Consider the following 16732-nt stretch of genomic DNA (forward strand, 5'->3'; position numbering starts at 1 on the left):
TTAGTTTATCACTTCTTCTAAGATTAAATATTCACTGTAGGATGAAGGTTTACCTTTGATCCGGAATAAGTCATTCCTTCCGGTTCTTCCATTAACCATAGCGGCGCATCAAGATCGAAATAATGAATATTCGGATGTGCCGCTGCTAAATGGGCAACAGCGCTAACGGAAAGTGAAGATTCCATCATGCTACCAACCATACATTTCACACCAGCTGCTTCTGCGATATCTGCAATACGCCATGCTTCACGTATGCCACCACATTTCATTAATTTAATATTGATTAAGTCTGCATATCTTCCTTGAACAAGTTTTAATGCGTCATTTGCTGAAAATATACTTTCATCAGCCATAATTGGTGTTTGTACATTTTCTTTTACGTACTTTAACCCATCCCAATCTTTCGCATGTACCGGTTGTTCAATAAATTCTATATTCAAATTACGATTTTCCATCTCTTTAATGATAGAGACCGCTGCTTTCGGACTCCATCCTTGATTCGCATCTAAACGTAACGTCGTACTTTTTGGTACAACATTTCGAATTGCCTCAATGCGTTCCAAATCTAAATGAACAGATTTACCAACTTTAATTTTTAAAGTTTGAAATCCTTTTTCTACATGTTGCTTTGCCTCTTTCGCCATAATGAAAGGTTCATCTACACTCACCGTAATATCTGTATAAATTTCTTTCTTCCCACCTAATAATGCGTAAAGTGGAACGTTTTGATATTGACAATATACATCGTATAAAGCGATATCTATCGCTGCTTTCGCACTTGAATTTCCAATACAACTCATTTGAATATGTTGTAGTAATAGTTGAAATTGAATCATATCTTGATCAATTAAACATGAACGAATCGGTCCTAATATCGCTTCCTCAATTCCACTAGCGAAATCACCCGTAATAACTGGTGTTGCAGCCGCGGCACCCTTTCCAACAATCCCTTCGTCCGTATGAATATATACATCTATACTTTCAATTTCTGTTACAGTGCGAAGTGCTGTTTTAAAAGGAGTATGAAGCTTTACATGTCGGCGTTTCACTTTTATATCCGTAATTTTCATGTCGCTCATCCTTTCGTTGTCCAATAAAAAAATCCAGCCGTAAGAACATGCTTACGGCTGGATTTTGTCTATGATTGAGTAGACAAAGCAGCAATCTGATTATATTTTTTCCGCGCATCTTTTAGCGCTACAAGTAGCGCCTTTTGAGACGAACCGTAATAGCGATTTTTTATTTCTGTTACTAACGCTGGATCATTAATTTTTTTATGTAAAAATAAATATTTAACGAATTGAGATGTCAATGCAATTGTCGCTGAGCAATCTGCATCTACAATTTCCCCTGTCTCCTTTACAAGTACAAATGCTACAAAATAGCTTTTAAACTTTTCGGTAATGGGCTTATTTTGAGGTGCTTTCGCATCCCCTACAACATAAATTGTATTTGAAGCGTACACAGCTATCTTCCTTTCTTATACAAGGATAACGGTTTTCTTAACTGACGTATGAGCGATAAACTCAACATTGATTAAAAAATGTATCCGCTTACGCATATTATATAAAATTATCAGAATTTTAACAATATTTATTTTTACATATATTCCATAATTAAGGATATCCATACATTTAACTGGAAAAATCTCTAACTCTTCTTCTAAAAATATGTCACTATCCCTTGTAACATGCTAAGATTTAGCTTCTCTTTTCCATACTTCATTTGCAAATAAAAAACAGTTAGCCATGGCTAACTGTTTCATTACTTTGGTAATACGAATATCGTTTCATTTGACTTAGAAAATTGGTACTCTTTTCTCGCAAATTTCAAAATCTCTTCTTCATTATCTGTTAAATTCTCGATATTAGTCTTTAAAGACAATTGATCCTTCTTTAATGAAACTAATTGTTTCTTTTGATTTGTAATCGTATCTTTTTTATTTATTATTATCTCCTGCTGTTTCGTTAAAATATATTGAACGTACAAAGTAGTCGCAGCAATAAAAAGAACCATTAAAATAAGTCGTCTTAACTTCTTTTTGTTTATACTACGATTATGACTAGGCTGTGATAGTTGCTCTGGTATATTAGGAACATTTACTCTTTTGAGTTGCCTCATTTCAAATCCCCCTAACCCATATTTTTCACTACCATCGGCACGTTTTCTTATTAAACTAAATTCTATTCTTAGAAAATAAGTTCCTCCACAAAAATATCTCATAAATTAACCAATTAAAGATAGCATTCGACGACATTTCCGTATTTATATCGATTTTTTTTATGTATGCTGCAATAAAATAGTAGTTTATGTTATTCTTTTTCTACTATTGTAGAAGAGTTTTTCCACACACAAACATAAAAAAAGATAAATTAAAGGACATTCCATATTCTACATGACTAATTTGTAATGTCCTTTTCTACCATTCAATTTGTACCAATGTTTTTTCAGGCATTTTAATAAAATGAATATTAAGATTATCGATTTTCAGAGTTATTTCACCAATTTATTTATCCTTTCCCCCACCAACCAAAAAACGATAATGGACAAAATAATCACCCTATTGAAGATAAATATCCATATAGGTATATTATAAAGAATCCAGTTACAAAGATATATTATATCTTCTAGTTTGAACATCCCCTTTTTAACTTTAGTAACGAAAATAAGCCAATATTATGCAACTCGTATAAAAAGTTGCACAATATTAGCTCTATGGATTTTATTCGTTACATTTACAGAGCCTTTCTAATTAAAAATGATAGGAAAAGTAAATATAACGAAAGCTGCCCAAATCCCGTAGACCGGCAAATACTTAGTAACGGCATCTTGGATAGCCCAAGGTCCAGATTTATTTTGTAAAAAACGCATATAGGAGAGCATAATCCAAATTAGATTTGCCCAAATAAGTATGTTTACACCTAAAACAGCAAGTCTATTAGGCGTAATCCCATAAGAAGAAAGTCTGAACACGATAGCTGACAAAGCTACACTGTCAATGATAAGCGCAAGAACAATTAAGGCAAAATTTATATAATCTGAAATATTCTTTTGCTCGTCTGAGTCGCTCTCGGTAATGGAAAATATGGTAACGGCTAATACACCAATGAGTATTCCGTTGAATGCTATCAGGAAATTACGGTCCAAGAATGGATTTTTTCCGACCCATATAACCGTTATAAGATAAATCAACAATGTGATCAGGACCAGAGGACTAAAAATTTTAGCTATATAAGGTGTAATATTTTTAGCAAGTTTAAGATTCATTGATACTAGATATGTAGCCACAATAGCTAGAGCGGCAGCACCAAATAAAACGACATTACTAAAATAGAAGTCTCCTATATCCAAGTCAACGAAGCTAAATAATTGCATGGTTAATGCTGCCAGTATCATTCCGCTAACTGCCATGCTAGCGTAGAGAATACAATATTCTAAATTAAATTTAATATAGGCTAATCTTTTACTGCCTTTTGAATACTCATTTCCTGTAAAAGCAAGCCCTACCAATACCCATAAAAAGATTGGAAAGTGTAAATAAGCAAGGATAATACTGTCTTTATAATTTAATGGCAGCATATTAAGATAAAACCCGGAAATTAGGAACAATGCTACAATAGAATAAATAACACTTTTTTTCGGAGTATTATTGTAAATAAAATAGACAGCAATAAAGGGAATTATACCAAAAGCCAGGTTAATTGGAGCAATTACTTCCTGTTCGACAAAATGGAAAATGATCCTGGTGCTTATCCCCGCCAAAATGGCTAAAATGCCCATGAATAAGAAACCTTTTTGAATCAAGGACGTTTTCCCTGTATTTTCCGTCTCCTTGAAATGCAATCTTTCATACCAAATACCCAGAACTTGAGAATCAGGATTTTGTTCCCATGCGTGTGAGAATGATTTTTTAAAAGCTTTCGGGTCTTTTCTATACATTCTCTCCAGCTCATGAGGGTTATCAATATTTTCAACAATCAAATTGTTAATTTCCATAGTTATACCTCCCCTAAAAATTGTAATATTAACTTTCTTCCACGACGTTTAACTGTCTTCATCACTTTTGTATTCTAAAATATCTCCAGGCTGACATTCTAAAACCTTACAAATTCCCTCTAAAGTGGATAATCGAATCGCTGTTACCTTCCCATTTTTCAATATAGAAAGGTTCGTCATTGTTATTCCAAGCTTCTACGAGTTGTTACTTTTTCTATAAAAACTACCTAACTTGCTCATTCTGATTTTAATACATATTTTATCGTTTTACAATAAATTTTTATTAATTAAAACGATGTTTTTATTGTTCTTTTTGTTTTAAGTGAAAACAAAAAGCATTCCTCATGCAAAGAAATGCTCTAACACTTTTTATAAACATCCACGTAAGTTACTTCCAGTTGTTCTCTTAATTGCTTGTATTCATTTTAATATTATTAGTTTACATAATAATATTATTTAATTGATTTCGATAAAATTCATTGTTTATTTTCAATATTAAATTTTCTATTAAAGTAAATCTATCACGCTTAATACGGAGGGTAATGTTAAAAGTACTGCCTTAAACACTGAAGACTATGATTTAATTAAATCTAATGAAAAAGTAATCGAAAAAAACTATAAGTATGGTCGCCATCATATCCGTTCAGCTGTACGAACTAAAACGGGAAATGTTTATGCAGCAGTACATGTTGAAGCAAATGTCGGTAGAATAACGGTGTGCGGTGAAGCTATGGCAATCGGAAAATCTATTTCAGAAGGTGATCATGAATTTGATACAATTGTAGCAGTTGCTCATCCACATCCTCATGAAGATATAGAAAAATGTTGGGTTGTTGCTCCATGTGGTATGTGTCGAGAATTAATAAGTGATTATGGAAAAAATACGAACGTTATACTTTCTTATAATGGTGAACTTGTAAAATGTAACGTAATGAAATTATTACCTGAAAAGTATACAAGTGAGGTAGAATAATCATTCATCATTTCAATTTATAAAATAATAGTATTCCAATAAAAAAAAAATCCGTTTTTTGAAACGGATTTTTTTTATTTCTTTTTTATGCAATTTATTTTATTTTCTCATTTTTTATTCTGACAGAGATATACTAATAAAAATGAAATTCAAATATATTCACGTATCTCATAATGTATTTTTTCATTTGAAAATAAAAATGAACATTACCCTTACGTTTGAAAAATACGCATGAAACTTTCTAAAGTTAGCAGCCTTATCATACCAATCTATAACAATTTTGTCTTCTACCCTTACCTGTTTCCTTTAACACATACGACTTCAAAACAAGTGCCGTTAACGAATCTGTTAATGTTTTATATGATAAATTAGATAGCGCCAATAGATCGTTCGTATATAACATTCTATGTTTCTCTAATAATAATAGTACTAATCGTTCTGACGGTTTTAACGTCTCATCACTTTCTAGTATAAAATCTATATTTTTCATTTCTCTTATTATTACTCCTTATATAAAAAAATACTTTAGGTGCTCATTTAATATAAAAATAATACATAATAAAATTATAAATATATCAACATAGCATCATCCCGAAACACTATTATACTATAACATAGAAAAAGCATTTCCCAAAATAGGAAATGCTTTTTCTTAATTCTCTTTCTTATATTGTTTATAGGATTGTTGCAACCCTACATTATACTTCGTGTTCTTATCTGTCCAATCTTCTCCTAAATTACCTGGCCATCCCGATGTATTAGCAACATATTTTAGTAACTCCCAATCTTTTAATCCTTTTTGCACACCTCGTTCATATGATTTTACCAAACTAGAAATAACTGTAACATATGTCTTAAGTCCCTAGTACCTTTTTACCAAGAGGTTTCGTGCTATTCGAATCTGGTTCAATTGTAATACCAATGTTATCAAAGGACTGTTTTTGTGAGATTTCATATGTCAGAAGTCCAGAACCAGTTTCATCAGGTTTAAATATTCCAGCGTTTTTTCTTTCTCCATCCTTTAATAACCAAACTTGATACACTTCTGAATTTTTTACTTGTGGCAAATGATCAGCTTGTACAACTAATTTTTTCTTATCTCCTTGTTGCATAACAAATATATAGCCCTTTGTATTTTCATGATTTTGATCGATTGATACTAATGGACGAGTAGAAATTACTTTAATCGGATCACTGCTTAATTCATGCTTAGCTAAAGATTGTATTTTTAATTGCGAATTTTCGATTGTTAATGCTACAGTAATCACTAACATTATTCCTAGTAATACCGTTGCCAACGGTGTAAATTGTTTTCTTAGTAAAACCGTCCATTCTTTCAATTTCGCTGTTACTATGTTATCTCTACTCGTTTGTTCGTGAACAAATATAAAATCAAACACTTCCGCTTTTAATGTTACTGGTACTTCTTTCTCTTCAAAATCGAAATGTAACGCTTCCCAAGCTGCCTGCATTGATGAATACTCAGTTTGACATTTCGGGCATGTCTTTAAATGTTCTTGAAACTTTCTTTGTTCTCTATCATCAATTGCATTCGTAACGTAATATAATAAATGGTCACATTCTCTCTCCATACTATCCCCTCTATTCTAGATATCTTTTTAATCGCTTTAAAGATTGATGAAGACGACTTTTAGTAGTTCCTAGTGGTTCACCTTCCATTTTAGCAATCTCACTAAGGGAATAACCTTTCCAATATAGCAAGTCGATTAATCTTTTTTGAGATATAGACAAGTTCTGCTTTGCCTTTTGAATTTCAACACTGTGCATCCTTTTCTCAATTTGATTTTCTGAATCTGCTATATGCATATGTTTTTCAGAATCATAAATATTATGAAAGTTTCTATACATAAGTTCTTTATTTTCTTTTCGTGCATAATCAATACATATATTCCTCGTAATAGTAAGTATCCAATTTACGAAATCACCTTTTGAAGGATTATACATACTTTTAGTTGTCCAAAGTTTCAAGAAAATTAATTGAACAACTTCTTTTGTTTTTTCTTCATTTCCTTGGAAAAATTTAAAAGTGAAGCTATATATCAACTTAATATATCGTTCATATATTTCTTCTAATGCAGGACGATAGTTTCCTTTTACTAATTGCATTAACTCATAATCATTTTTTTCTTTCATTCTCACCTGAACTCCCTATTGTTTTTCTTTAATTTCTGATAATTCTAAATTAAGTTAATTATATAATCCGAATAGAGAAAAAGGAACCACCAACAATGTTGGTCGCTCCTTTTAGCAGAATATTTATCCCGCTATTCACGGGCAGTAAGACCCCCACCTCAAGATTCAGAAAAAAACGAAGAAGATGGGATAACTGCTGGCATTCGCCCTATTCAACACGCTTCCCATTACTGTTTAAATGTAGTTTCACTATTCAGTACAAACCATATATCTTTAACCCCTTGTCCATTTATATCCCCTTTGGATTTATCATTAGCAAAATAGTAAAGGGGATAGCCTTTATACGTTACTTGTTTTTCTTTCGTATCCTCTCTTGTTATGGTAGCAAAGTCTTTTTTATCAAATCCTTTTGGAACTTCAAAATCTTTCGCAACAAATGGTGGCCAAAGCTTTACACAGTCACCACTACAATTACTTACCTTAGATGTGTCTTTTGCAAAATAATAGAGTGTCTTTCCATTTGAATCTGTTAAGTATTTTCCAACCTTATCGTTCTCTAATACTTGTAAACTTGGAGATTCGTTTTTATCACTACTAACTTCACTCACCTTTTCTTCACTCGTTTTCTTACTTTGAGAATCTTCTTTCTTATCGCTATTACACGCTGTTAATAAAAAAAGGCTTGCTAATATGGACACAATACATTGCCATGCTTTCATACTGACTCCTCCTTCAATTTTTTATTTATATTTAAGGTAACGATAGAAAGGTTTAAGTGGTTTGATAAAAAATAAAAAAAGATGCAAGTTGGTCATCTCTCTGCTTACATCTTTTTTAACTCTATCAATTTATGCATTTTTCTTATACACAAAAGCGCTATTCCCCTCGGAGTATTCTGTAACTTTAAAATAAAGTTTGATCAAAAATACCTCACACCCCCAAGTTTTACGATAAATAAAAAGAATCCATTTTGAAAAGATTGATCAAAATGGATTCTCCTTCAGTAGATTTAAGTTTGTTTTTTATAAAAAAGTGACTTTATTTAAAAGCAACACACTATTCATATATTATGATTTGTTGTGCGATTCTACATTTATAACGCCATTTCCCTTTTATCTTATTTCCGTTACAAAATGAAACACATATATACGGATTAAAAATTATGGGACTGCCAACGTCTTTTTATTAACATTTTTACCTTATACAATATCTCTTGCAATATGCGGTTTGCTATAATGGCTTGTTCCACCACCGCCTACTATTACTTTTCCACCTTTATCAAAGATTAATAATTTTCTTGAACCATCAGAAAGTAAAACTACTACTTCTGCATTGTCATTCGTAGCCGTATATATTACATATCCACTTTTCGAAATACAAGTTGTCCAATTCTCATCAAATTCCGATCTTAACACTCGGTTAGAATACACTTGATTTTCAATTCTTCCAGGTTGTTCGTTTTCCAAACTCTTCTTACCTTCCTTCTGAAGTTGTATTTTTATATAAATGACAGTTTCTCAATAAATTAGTGACCATCTTTAATATAAATAGTATATGTGTTTATTAAGAGAATGCTTGGACAATGAAAACGTAACACCATTTAAGTATTTTATAATCGGAATTTATCCTTAATCATTATAGCTACTTCTTTTGCACTCAAATGAGTATTATTAATTTTTATATACTCTTCCCTTTTTATCTCACCATGCAGAGAATTTAATCTATGCTTTTCCATCGTCTCTATTAAGTTCTTTTCCGACCATTCAATGTCTCTTTTTTTCGGTTTATGCTCTAATCTATGTGGGCTTTTATTACGTTCCAATCTTTCATCTAAGTCTGCTTCGAGCTCTACAAAATATACTGTTCCACCTTTTGATTCAAAAATTCTTACTGTATGATTTATATATTCCCAATCAGATTGCAGGTCAAATGCCCAAACATATGTAAATATCATTCCATATAAGTTACTTTTAGACACTTCTTCAAATATTTCATTACGAAATAAACTTACTAGTCTTTTTGCTTCGTTCGTACTGTAGCCCAAAATTGGACTTACTAAATCAATTGTCATGTGATTATGAAAAAGTTTTAAATCGGTTAGTTTTGCTAATTCTTGCCCCACTGTCATTTTTCCAACTGCTTGTGGGCCAAATATTATTATGAATTTCATATCTTTTTCCTCCTATCTATTACTCTATAAAAAATCACATAAAATTGAAAATAAGGCAGTCGCTTTTGTATCGAATGCCTTATCTTCAATAATAGTTTCTGTACTATTCTTTTCGTACAGCTTCAAGAAATGGAATAATGACTCGTCCCGATTCCACCGTTAGTTTTTAAATCGGTCTTGGTAATACTCAACATTACCATTTCAAGTATAACCCACTGTTTTTGTGTAATCATAAAGTTCCATACAAAGTGTACTATAAAAACTAATCATTTATTTTCTTCTCCGTTTAAAATGTACAGAAGGCTTCAATTCAATTAATCTTCCTGTACTTTTAATTTAAAAGAGAATTCCGAAGAGCTAACTGTCATAATAAGTAACTAGCTTACCATACAATATAATCATATTGTATAATATTCCCTTCGAAATAAACATGTGGAATTCTCAAAAGAAGGATATGATGAATTCGTTAATTGGATTCCTTTTTCTTCTTATCGCTTTTAACACACTAATTTTCTTTATAGCAAAGAAATATAAACGAACATGGAAAATAGCTAGTTGTATTTTCATTCTTTCTTCTCCCCTTGTTTTCTTCACCACTTTGCACATAATTGGTGAAAAGTAGGAGATGGATTCGCTGGAGGTATGGCTGGGCTTACCTTTAATGGACTTGTAATCATTAATGCAATTGTTTTATTTGTTGTAAGTTTAATTCATAATAAATCACCACATTTATAAACAATATCATTTCAAATGACAAAGAGCTTACTGTAGTAAGCTCTTTGTCATTAACCATTTATTTCACAATCGGCAAAGTCACTTCACTCAATTTCACCGTAAGCTTCGTGCCAGCTTTCGGTCTAATTGTATAATCATAATCACTTGCGATTAAAACAACCCCTATTTGATGCCCTGCTTTAAATACATAATCATCTGGCTGCATGTCCCATGTAAATGTATAATCTTTACCTGGTTGAAGTGCTGTTGAATTTTTTATGCTATTCAAGTTTTGCGGATCCCTCCAGCCTCTCGTTACGATTTCAGGCTTCGCTCCGCCGTAATCAACAAGTAATGCCGTTAAATTAGATACAGAGCGGTCAATATTTCCTTTAAATGAAATCTTCGGTGTACCACTTATACGCGTATCTTTTTGCAGTACAGGCATTGTATACACTAATCGATTTGCTACTTCTAGCTCCGGTTTTTCTACTAATTGATTTGACTTTATTTTCACATCATCTACGAATGAGAAAACCTTATTAATAGATCCCATACCTAATGGTAAATCAACTGCTTTATTACTTAAATACATACGAATTTTTGACGGCACAGCCGCTGGATCCGGCCAATTTTTTAACTTTTCCCATGTTTTATTTTCTCGTTGTACATCAACCATTGGTTCATCCATAATTCCATTTTCAATTCCATACAGCCAATAATCGAACCATTTATTTTGTGTTTTTTGCCAGTCATTACTTGACGTACCACCATGTCCCCCTTGATGTAACCACATTTTACGAGGTACATTATTTTCTCCAAGCGCTTCCCACCATTGTGAAAACTGTTTCGTTTTAACGTTCCAATCGTTTAAACCATGGACAACAAATACGCTTGCTTTTACATTTTTAGCATCTTTTACATAGTTACGTTTATCCCAAAAATCATTATAATTACCAGTTTTCCGGTCCTGCCCAGCAGTGAGTTCTTTAATTATCGGACCACAAACTTCTGGATTCTTTCTTGTCAGTACTGCCTCTGCCATATTATCTGTATCTTCCCCTTGATATCCACCTGGTGCAATGACTGCACCATTTGCCCGATAATAATCATACCAACTACTAATTGCTGCAATTGGAATAATTGTTTTTAAACCTTCTACTCCAGTCGTTGCAACCGCATTCGGTAACGTACCATTATAAGAAACTCCTGTCATACCTACATTTCCAGTAGACCAATTCGCATTTACTTCTTTACCATCTTCTGTATATGCTTTCGCATGTCCATTTACCCAGTCAATGACAGACTTCGTACCAAGTATTTCTTGTTCGTCTCCAGTAGTAGGACAGCCATCTGATTTTCCAGTTCCGATACTTTCTCCTAAAATAACTGCATAACCTCTTGGCACATAATAATTTCCATACGAACCGAGATTAACTGCCCCATACGGTTTTCCTTCATACGCATACAATTCTTCATCAACATTATAAACAGGAACATCTTTTAAACCAGATCGATATGGACTCATTTCATAAATAACAGGAACTTTCACATTTGGATTCGTCTTTGGACGCATAACCTTTACTGATACACGATCTTTTTTACCATCTCGATCACTATCAACTTCTGTTTCTACAAATAAATTTTCAATAATTGCTTCATCAAGTGAGTAAATCGGTTTTGTCATCCCATTTTCTAATTCTATTTTCGTATTGCTTGTCTCTTCCTTCTTCTCTGCATGCACATCCATTGTCAAGTTAGGTATAAAAGTTGCAGATAGTATTGCTGACAGTGTAATTGCTATTTTCTTTTTACTCAAAATGTCCCCTCCCCTTAATTGCTCTCTTTTACTATATAACAAAATAACTGAAAATTCAGTTTTAATATCATTTAAAAGTTGAGAAATTTATGGTGATTTATCCATTATCGGTAATTTCTAAAACTGTAAAAAAGACTAATATTTCATTAGCCTTTTTTCATATTCACATAAAATTGTATCTCTTCATCTATAATAGAAACCCCATATTCAAAACTATGCCTTTCTAAAATACTTTTAACTATTGCTAGTCCTAATCCTGTACCTGATTTTTCTTTACTACGCGAAGACTCTAAGACGTAAAAAGGTTCCCAAATTTTATCGATGTCTTTAATTCGTTCGGCATTAATACCATTTTGAATTTGAAAATGTACACTTTCATTTCTATCTTCTAAAGTAATTATTATGTTTTGATTTGTTGTATATTTTATTGCATTAGAAATTAAATTTTGAAACACCATTCTCATTTTATTTAAATCTCCATAAACAATTGCATCACCTACGTAATAGTTCACTTGCAAATTGATTTTTTTCGACTCCAGCTCAATCTTATGCTTATCTATTATACTTTGGACTAGTGGTTCAATTGGGAATTCTTCTTTTTGTAAAACATCTCTTTCTAGTTTAGAAAATCGCAATAACTCTTCAATTAAGTTGGATATTTGATCTGTTTGTTTAATGATTGTATCCACGAATGTACCATCATCTAAACCATCTTTTATTCCCATAGAATATGCTTTTACTAATGCGATTGGTGTTTTTAATTCATGCGTCACATCACCCATAAATCGTTTTAAATGTTCATTCCGATCTGTTAAATCTTGATGTGCTTCATGCAATTTATCACTCATGATATTGATACTTTTGGCTAAGTCTCCTATTTCATCATTCGTTTTCACTTTCGTTCTTTTAAACTTCAAACGCGAAATATCCTTGGCTACATCACTTAATTCTTTCAGTGGCGTCGTTATTATTTTTGAAAGTATCCACACAAGTAAAATAATGAGAAGGAGTGAGAAACATAAAATGTATAAGTAGAATGTATTTAATGTATTAATAATTTCATTTGAATGTGCAATGGAAGTCCCAATTAAAATTAACATATCATCTTTCGCAATATATTTAGCAAAAAAGCTCGCTTTTAATTTCTCTTGATCATACAGTTTATTCGATTGCCCTTCCGTTCTCACTTTCATGACTTCGTCTTTCGTGATCCACAGTTTATTTAACGTTACTTTCTTTTTCGTAAGTTGCATGCGTAGCTCTTCGTTCATAGTATCTTCTGACAAATTGATTGGCGTATACACAATTGTAACGTTATTTTCACTTTCAATTGTTGGAATAACACCTTCTAAATTTGTAACTGGTGTATTCTGTATTTGCATTGTAATTTCATTTAAGTTCTCACGAGTTTTGTAAATATTGTATTTCGGTAATAGATAATTAATTAATAATAAAGAAATCGTAAAGATAAAAATGACAGTTAAAGAAATACTCAGAAATAGCTTTTTTCCAAGTTTATTCACTATGTTCCTCCAAACTATACCCTAAACCACGATGAGTCTTTATAATATTTTCTCCAATTTTTTTACGCAGTCTTCTTACATGTGTATCAACCGTTCGCTCTTCTCCAAAATAATCAAACCCCCATACGATATCTAACAATTTTTTACGAGTTAAAATTATTCCTTTATGATGTAAAAAACACTTTATTAATTCTAGCTCTGTTTTAGTAATATCTAACTCTATACCATTTTTATATACCTTATTTTCCGCAAAATTTATCTTTACATCTTGTACTTGAATTACATCATCATGCTGTACTAGTTTTTTAGCGCGTGTAAGTAAAACACCTGGATGGAAAGGCTTCTTCACATATTCATCTGACCCACTTTGAAGGGCAGCTAATTCGTCTTCACAATCACTTTTCGCAGTAAGCATTAACACTTTTATGCTTGAGTTCTTTTTCATTTCCTGACATACAGTAATGCCGTTGTATACTGGCATCATCCAATCTAAAATAGCTAAATCTACCTTCACATCATAAAAAATTTGAAGTGCTTCCTCTCCGTCTTTTGCTAATAAAACTTCGAAGCCTTCTTTTTCAAAATAAGCTTTTAATATCCTTAACATATCTTGTTCATCATCTGCGATTAATACTTTCATGCTTATTCCTCCATTACTTTTAAACAAAAAACCAATTGTATCATACAACTTCTTTGTTACATGAATGTGACAGAAAAATATTTATAGCCTTCGAGGGAATAGTAATGATGAGGTGTTGTATTATGATAAAAAAAATCGGGGTCATTTCTCTTCTTTTCTTCTTATTATCAACAAATGCGTTCGCAAATACAAATCAACAACTTGAAGTGTTTGATTGTCAAAAAGAAATGGTCATTCAAAAACAATCTTTAGATCCAGCGATTGAAAAAGAAGCAGTCCAATACGCAAAAGCAATTACTGGCCCATTCAAAAATTTAAACGTCGTTCCGAAAGATGGCCATATGATAAAAATCCCGTTATCGAAACCAGTTTCTATTACAAATCAATGGTTACATACAACAATTGATGAAGTACTTATCCTCCTCCCGCTTAATGAAAAACCTTATATTATGCTTTACGATGATGAAAATAATCCGCATTTTTATTATGTAAAAGGTGATCCTGGGTTACTATTGAAACAGATGAAGGTTAGAATGTAATTGACTGCAGAGAAGTTACCTCACAAACTGAACTTTAGTTGCTGAGGTTCTTTTTTTGTACTATCAATTCAGTAAATGAAATTATATGAACATTGATTTCGATATTCAAATCTCAAAAGTGACAGCTACTTTCATTCGCAATTAAGCCTTTATCTCTAGTTTTTAAACTCTTCTAAAACCCTCACTTTTTTAAGTTTCAAATACTTATATACTAATTTAATTGCCCACACTGATTTGTTGGACAAGCATAAAATAAATTAAATCTACTATAAAGGAGGAACAAACATGAAACACCATCGTATACTTACGTGTAAACTCACCTCATTTGATGGGACAACACTGACCGGTGTCATTAAAAATGGAATTACGCTGACTGCAACTGTAATATCTAAAACAATTTATCATGCGACAAACCTCAATCAATATATCCCTACTGATCCAGTCCTCCCACTAATCACGTCCTATAATAAAGCCGTTAGATCAGGTAAAAGTACCATTATTTTAAATGCCGTAACGCAGCTAGCAAACGCCGGGGCAAATGTACAAATTCGTTTAGAACCCTATAGCACGGTCATAACTTCCTTTCGCCCTACATCCTTAATAATATAGATTGGATGCCTCTAGAAGCCGCTTCGACGAAAACTATTCTAATTCCAATTCCCCTCAGAAATCATCAATCCCTTGATTGCTCCCTAAACTTATCTTTACAATATACTTGACCTTACAGACCTTTAAAGTTCTCAAACTACAGCTTAAATCCCCCCCATCCATCATCGTTACTATTCAAAAAGAAAAACATGATTGTGTATTTTGAGATGCAAAGGAATTCATATTTACTAGCATTCACCAAGATATAGCGATTTATCAACAACTAAAATAGCTGTCCAAAACTGTTCTTTGGACAGCTATTTCTATAACACTTTATAGTGACTAGATCCTTTATATATTTTCCCTTTCATAAATCCATTTGCAGTATAGAACATATCACCTTGTTTTGTATCTGTATGTAAAACAACAACTTGAAAATACTTTTCCGCATGACTTAATAGTCGGTTTAATAGTAATTTCCCTAATCCTATACGCCGATAGTCTTTTGAAATATAAAACCTCCTTAACCGGCCAATCTTATTGTCCTCTGTGTACGGATCTTTATTTAAACCTCCAATTCCAATTAACATTCCCTCTTGAAAAATACCATATAAACATTCTCCAGTTTTATTAAATGTATTTATTTCGGTTTCATATTCATTTACTAATTTTGTTAAGAAATTAAAGCCTTCTTCTTTACTTTCTTGGAGAAGGTGATTAATCTCATACTTTAATACATCTTCAATTTTCTTCATTTGTATTTCTTTCAGCTTTGCCACCTACTCCGTCTTTTAAAATTTATTTGAACGTTTCCTTGTTCATTATTTAACCAATTCGACAATTTAGGAATTGTATCTGCATAAAGATTGATTTCATTTAATGTTGTAGTCACTTGATCCGTTCCTAATTTTTGATCCTCTTCATCTGTACATTCAAGCCTTAACGAGCGTTTTAAATTATACTCTAACCAATCTAATCTCCCTAACAATCCCGTTGCTAACACCTCTTCCCAGTTTGCGTGTATTACACCATGTTTCTTTTTATACCCACTTATAAAAGAAGAGAATCTTTGTTTATCAACTTCACCTTGTTCATCTTTTGACCAATAAATTGCGGTTTCTATTAAATCTTGCATCGGATTTATATAACCAGCTGATTCCCAATCGATAAGTAATGGTTTATTATGATTCCACATTACATTCTTAGGATCTAGACTAATTACCGTAGTTGTTGATAGCATTTTAGATGCTTCATTCGCAGTTGCATTCCACCTTTTAAGATTTTCATAGTTTTTTAAAAATAACTCCAACCATTCCAAATGTTCTTCCTTACCTCTTTTGAAGTAATACTCCCAATCAATTAATCGGTCATTTTCGAGCGCATCATTTGCTATGTCTAACTCTGAAAAATCCGTTTTATGTATTTCTGCAAGAATTTCACCAATTTTTTCACAGTGAGCATTATTTATTTCATCGTCTTTTCTTATCTCGCCTTCCACCCAATCAAATACAAGATAAAATTGATTATTAATTTTAAGTAAGGAATTTCCAGGTATAAAATATCCTACTCTTTTGGATAACCCTTTACAACTTATAAAAATTTTTGATTAAACTTCT

Annotated in this window: 20 protein-coding genes and 3 pseudogenes; 4 read left to right on the forward strand and 19 right to left on the reverse strand. The window is 32.1% G+C overall.

Annotation, left to right across the window (positions count from 1 at the left end):
* Window positions 1-23 precede the first annotated feature (23 nt).
* From COI75_RS25110 to COI75_RS25130, 5 genes are all read right to left on the reverse strand, one after another.
* Window positions 24-1079: a dipeptide epimerase gene (locus COI75_RS25110; protein ID WP_141535151.1), complete on the reverse strand. Its 1056-nt coding sequence runs from the start codon at window positions 1077-1079 to the stop codon at window positions 24-26.
* Between the two features lie 59 nt (window positions 1080-1138).
* Window positions 1139-1465: a DUF3870 domain-containing protein gene (locus tag COI75_RS25115; RefSeq protein WP_000271320.1), complete on the reverse strand. Its 327-nt coding sequence runs from the start codon at window positions 1463-1465 to the stop codon at window positions 1139-1141.
* Window positions 1466-1764: 299 nt separating this feature from the next.
* The gene (locus COI75_RS25120) at window positions 1765-2121 is read right to left on the reverse strand and encodes an FtsB family cell division protein (RefSeq protein ID WP_001249462.1); all 357 of its coding nucleotides are present in this window, start codon (window positions 2119-2121) and stop codon (window positions 1765-1767) included.
* A 627-nt stretch (window positions 2122-2748) separates the two neighbouring features.
* Window positions 2749-3996: a DUF4153 domain-containing protein gene (locus COI75_RS25125; protein ID WP_000405156.1), complete on the reverse strand. Its 1248-nt coding sequence runs from the start codon at window positions 3994-3996 to the stop codon at window positions 2749-2751.
* Window positions 3997-4044: 48 nt separating this feature from the next.
* On the reverse strand, window positions 4045-4176 hold the full coding sequence (locus COI75_RS25130) for a helix-turn-helix domain-containing protein (protein ID WP_002095591.1): 132 nt from the start codon (window positions 4174-4176) through the stop codon (window positions 4045-4047).
* 340 nt (window positions 4177-4516) lie between these two features.
* On the opposite strand from COI75_RS25130, the gene COI75_RS25135 reads away from it, so the two are divergent.
* Window positions 4517-4969 carry a cytidine deaminase gene (locus COI75_RS25135; protein WP_033657945.1) on the forward strand — a complete coding sequence of 151 codons (453 nt, stop codon included), beginning with the start codon at window positions 4517-4519 and terminating at the stop codon, window positions 4967-4969.
* A gap of 259 nt (window positions 4970-5228) precedes the next feature.
* Here COI75_RS25135 and COI75_RS25140 read toward each other — a convergent pair whose 3' ends face one another.
* The 9 genes and pseudogenes from COI75_RS25140 to COI75_RS27505 all read right to left on the reverse strand — a co-directional run bounded on the left by COI75_RS25140 (window position 5229) and on the right by COI75_RS27505 (window position 9860).
* Entirely contained in the window at window positions 5229-5459 is a 231-nt protein-coding gene (locus tag COI75_RS25140; protein ID WP_000789036.1) for a hypothetical protein, read from the reverse strand.
* A gap of 162 nt (window positions 5460-5621) precedes the next feature.
* A pseudogene (locus tag COI75_RS25145) lies at window positions 5622-5807 on the reverse strand (invasion protein); the annotation flags it as partial.
* A gap of 16 nt (window positions 5808-5823) precedes the next feature.
* Window positions 5824-6561, reverse strand: a complete 738-nt coding sequence (locus COI75_RS25150) for an anti-sigma factor (RefSeq protein WP_000439053.1) — start codon at window positions 6559-6561, stop codon at window positions 5824-5826.
* A gap of 10 nt (window positions 6562-6571) precedes the next feature.
* The gene (locus COI75_RS25155) at window positions 6572-7123 is read right to left on the reverse strand and encodes an RNA polymerase sigma factor (protein WP_000660279.1); all 552 of its coding nucleotides are present in this window, start codon (window positions 7121-7123) and stop codon (window positions 6572-6574) included.
* Between the two features lie 227 nt (window positions 7124-7350).
* A complete protein-coding gene (locus COI75_RS25160) occupies window positions 7351-7842 on the reverse strand; it encodes a COG4315 family predicted lipoprotein (protein ID WP_000649285.1) in 492 nt (163 codons plus the stop codon).
* Between the two features lie 480 nt (window positions 7843-8322).
* On the reverse strand, window positions 8323-8589 hold the full coding sequence (locus tag COI75_RS25165; RefSeq protein WP_000426823.1) for a hypothetical protein: 267 nt from the start codon (window positions 8587-8589) through the stop codon (window positions 8323-8325).
* 143 nt (window positions 8590-8732) lie between these two features.
* Window positions 8733-9293, reverse strand: a complete 561-nt coding sequence (locus COI75_RS25170; RefSeq protein ID WP_000668636.1) for an AAA family ATPase — start codon at window positions 9291-9293, stop codon at window positions 8733-8735.
* Between the two features lie 118 nt (window positions 9294-9411).
* Window positions 9412-9563: pseudogene (locus COI75_RS27840) on the reverse strand (class I SAM-dependent methyltransferase); the annotation flags it as partial.
* 171 nt (window positions 9564-9734) lie between these two features.
* The gene (locus COI75_RS27505) at window positions 9735-9860 is read right to left on the reverse strand and encodes a hypothetical protein (RefSeq protein WP_255265695.1); all 126 of its coding nucleotides are present in this window, start codon (window positions 9858-9860) and stop codon (window positions 9735-9737) included.
* Between COI75_RS27505 and COI75_RS25175 the strand changes: the two are divergent.
* Window positions 9811-10028, forward strand: a pseudogene (locus tag COI75_RS25175) (hypothetical protein). The gene COI75_RS27505 and the pseudogene COI75_RS25175 overlap by 50 nt on opposite strands.
* Before the next feature lie 58 nt (window positions 10029-10086).
* Here COI75_RS25175 and COI75_RS25180 read toward each other — a convergent pair.
* The 3 genes from COI75_RS25180 to COI75_RS25190 form a co-directional block, all read right to left on the reverse strand.
* Window positions 10087-11826, reverse strand: a complete 1740-nt coding sequence (locus COI75_RS25180; RefSeq protein WP_000038214.1) for a Xaa-Pro dipeptidyl-peptidase — start codon at window positions 11824-11826, stop codon at window positions 10087-10089.
* Between the two features lie 146 nt (window positions 11827-11972).
* Window positions 11973-13349, reverse strand: coding sequence for a sensor histidine kinase (locus COI75_RS25185; protein WP_001037241.1), 1377 nt, complete (start codon window positions 13347-13349; stop codon window positions 11973-11975).
* Window positions 13342-13989, reverse strand: a complete 648-nt coding sequence (locus tag COI75_RS25190; RefSeq protein WP_000865983.1) for a response regulator transcription factor — start codon at window positions 13987-13989, stop codon at window positions 13342-13344. The genes COI75_RS25185 and COI75_RS25190 overlap by 8 nt, the downstream gene beginning before the upstream one ends.
* A gap of 122 nt (window positions 13990-14111) precedes the next feature.
* Between COI75_RS25190 and COI75_RS25195 the strand changes: the two genes are divergently transcribed.
* Window positions 14112-14528, forward strand: a complete 417-nt coding sequence (locus COI75_RS25195; RefSeq protein WP_000591754.1) for a hypothetical protein — start codon at window positions 14112-14114, stop codon at window positions 14526-14528.
* 285 nt (window positions 14529-14813) lie between these two features.
* A complete protein-coding gene (locus COI75_RS25200) occupies window positions 14814-15137 on the forward strand; it encodes a hypothetical protein (protein ID WP_000680382.1) in 324 nt (107 codons plus the stop codon).
* Between the two features lie 302 nt (window positions 15138-15439).
* Here COI75_RS25200 and COI75_RS25205 read toward each other — a convergent pair whose 3' ends face one another.
* On the reverse strand, window positions 15440-15871 hold the full coding sequence (locus COI75_RS25205) for a GNAT family N-acetyltransferase (RefSeq protein ID WP_000717816.1): 432 nt from the start codon (window positions 15869-15871) through the stop codon (window positions 15440-15442).
* An 11-nt stretch (window positions 15872-15882) separates the two neighbouring features.
* Window positions 15883-16716 carry a phosphotransferase gene (locus COI75_RS25210; protein ID WP_368665683.1) on the reverse strand — a complete coding sequence of 278 codons (834 nt, stop codon included), beginning with the start codon at window positions 16714-16716 and terminating at the stop codon, window positions 15883-15885.
* Window positions 16717-16732: the final 16 nt, after the last annotated feature.

Source organism: Bacillus cereus (assembly GCF_002564555.1).
GTDB lineage: Bacteria > Bacillota > Bacilli > Bacillales > Bacillaceae_G > Bacillus_A > Bacillus_A cereus_K.